Origin of the sequence: Vibrio sp. 10N.247.310.98 (assembly GCF_041467395.1) — a bacterium.
Classification (GTDB): Bacteria; Pseudomonadota; Gammaproteobacteria; order Enterobacterales; family Vibrionaceae; genus Vibrio; species Vibrio crassostreae_C.
The window spans coordinates 1-2,396 of sequence record NZ_JBFSUL010000111.1; the positions used below are offsets into that span (position 1 = coordinate 1).

The 2,396-nt window shown below is 41.3% G+C and carries 1 protein-coding gene and 2 tRNA genes; 2 read left to right on the forward strand and 1 reads right to left on the reverse strand.

The features are described from left to right. Positions 1 to 113: 113 nt before the first annotated feature. Positions 114 to 1,127 carry a porin gene (locus AB6E78_RS22780; protein ID WP_372104369.1) on the reverse strand — a complete coding sequence of 338 codons (1,014 nt, stop codon included), beginning with the start codon at positions 1,125 to 1,127 and terminating at the stop codon, positions 114 to 116. Between the two features lie 757 nt (positions 1,128 to 1,884). On the opposite strand from AB6E78_RS22780, the gene AB6E78_RS22785 reads away from it, so the two are divergent. After that, positions 1,885 to 1,961, forward strand: a tRNA-Val gene (locus AB6E78_RS22785). Positions 1,962 to 2,030: 69 nt separating this feature from the next. After that, a tRNA-Val gene (locus tag AB6E78_RS22790) sits at positions 2,031 to 2,107 on the forward strand. The last annotated feature ends 289 nt before the right edge of the window (positions 2,108 to 2,396 follow it).

The window sequence follows — 2,396 nt, forward strand, 5'->3', positions numbered from 1 at the left end:
CATATCACTTACTACCGTTTTTGTTTTTAGTTCCCGCTAATCCGCGATGAACCATTAAAAAGCCGAGCATTGATTATGCTCGGCTTTACTAATATTAAGTGGATTGGTTTAGACTAAAACGCGTAACGCATACCGAGCTGTAGCTCATCTTCGTCGTTATCGCCTTGCCCACCTTCGCCCTCGTCTAACATGTTAAACTTATAACTACCAAAGAAGGCCACATCGCCAATATAACGTGCGTATTCTAGACCGATAAAGTTAATGTCGTAATCTGCAATATCGTCAGCTTCAAAGTAGCTGTAGGTCAGGTTGACGGTGTTGGCACCAAACGAGTATCCCAAGTAAGCATCGGCAGAATCGTAGTCTGAATCTTTTACGCCTAGACCTGAAATACTACCAAATTGATAGAGTGCGGCGAACCAAACCCCCTGATCGTTGGTGTACTTAACCGCACCAATATAGGCATCAGAAGTTTCTGTATCTGTCCCAACGCCATAGGTTTCATCACTTGACGCATAACCGACGCCAATATCTAACCCAATCGAAGTGCTGCCGGCGACAACTGCACCGAAGCCGTCACTTTGTGCTGATTCACTATCTGAATTGAAATTGCCATCAATTTGAAAGGTGATGTTGTCGCTTGTCAGTTCATAACGTAAAACATTTTTTGCTCGATCAGCAGTCGACACCGTGTATTCATTGATATAGCCGCTGAAGGTTTCAGCCATATCCGTCCAATCGGTTAAGTAGGTAACGGCATTATTTTGGTGGCCATAATAGACGTTACCGTGATTGGTTTGAACACCCGTATATAAGAATCGAGTGTTAATGCCGATATCATCTGATGCGCCATCTTCAGACTCTGTTAGTTCGAATTCATATTTCCCAAAAAAGGAAACATCGTCCGACGCTTTTTGTGTGCCATCGACACTTAAGCGGACACGTGATCTATCACTATAGGTGCTACTATTACCAGCACTTTTATTCGCATCAGAGAAATTCCCTCGAACTTCTGCGCGGCCGCCGATATTGAATACTGTTTCATCTGTCTCATAAATGGTCGCCGCCGATACGGCAGATGTCGATAGTATGCTCGCCACTGCAATGGCGATATGTGATTTTTTCATAATTTATTCCCTATTTTTCACACTTGTATTTATCGCAAACCATAAATTCACGTATAGCATTGAATTTAGATTATTGATTCCTACAGGTTATGAATATAGGCGCGCTTTACCATTATGCAAATTTCATTATGTATTACTGTGCTGTATGTATTCAAAATAGCTATGATGTGTGGGGTTGGGTTTTGAATTGCTTATAGATTGTTGCTCTTGAGGGAGATTAATTGTAGCTGATGTTTTTCGACTATAGAGTGCTATCGTATTTATGTATGTTGGTAATAACCCGGCCACTTTATATGAAAAATCCGAATTCAGTCATTGCGGCCTAGTAATTCGATGACGACGATTACAAAATCGTGGTGATTTTTATGAATGATGTATTTCAGTGAGTTACAAAGCCTCTGTGTGCCTTTCACTTATAATGATCAAAATACTACGGTAACCCAATGGGCAAGCAAAATTTTTGACACTAAATATAGGCATTGATCTATACCTGTATGGTTACTGTAAAGGCCAAGAAAACGGTATAGACAACAAAAATCCCAAATTGAACACATTAGGTTAGTTAATTGGTTGTCATCAAGGATTAGAATTTTTTCTAACTAAACTTTGTTTTTCAGCGGTTTGACGATAATCTGGGTGTAAAATCGACATGTTGTTATGTCTTTGATTGCAAAGTGAGCAAACGAATCGCAAGATGCCAGTTAATACTTGCACCATCTGTTTATCATAGATATCATCGTTGGCGTTCTAAGGGAATGCGTCCGTAGCTCAGTTGGTTAGAGTACCGCCTTGACATGGCGGGGGTCGGTGATTCGAGTTCACTCGGACGCACCATTCCTTATTTGTTTTTATTGCATAACTATTGAGTTTGTCACAATGGTAGTAATAAGAAATTAGAACATCGCCCGCTTAGCTCAGTTGGTTAGAGTACTTGCATGACATGCAAGGTGTCACTGGTTCGAGTCCAGTAGCGGGCACCAAATTCGTTCTTTCTGAACAAGCAAAAAGCCCACCTAGCGTGGGCTTTTTTGTACCTCTCACATTTGCATAGTTATTCATTTCGTATCAGCCTCAATGGTTTTGTTTCAGCTGACTCTTGTCTGGTTAGGCACAATTAGTTCCTTTCGTGCCCATGCTGTGCCCACGTTCAATGGATACGGTTAGTTTTACAAGAACGAAATAAGTTGCCAATAAGCCCTCAGACTTCAGCTTACTTTTGTCGAGTAGACGACACTTGTTACCAAGTGCCGCCCCTCTAAGAACCGTACG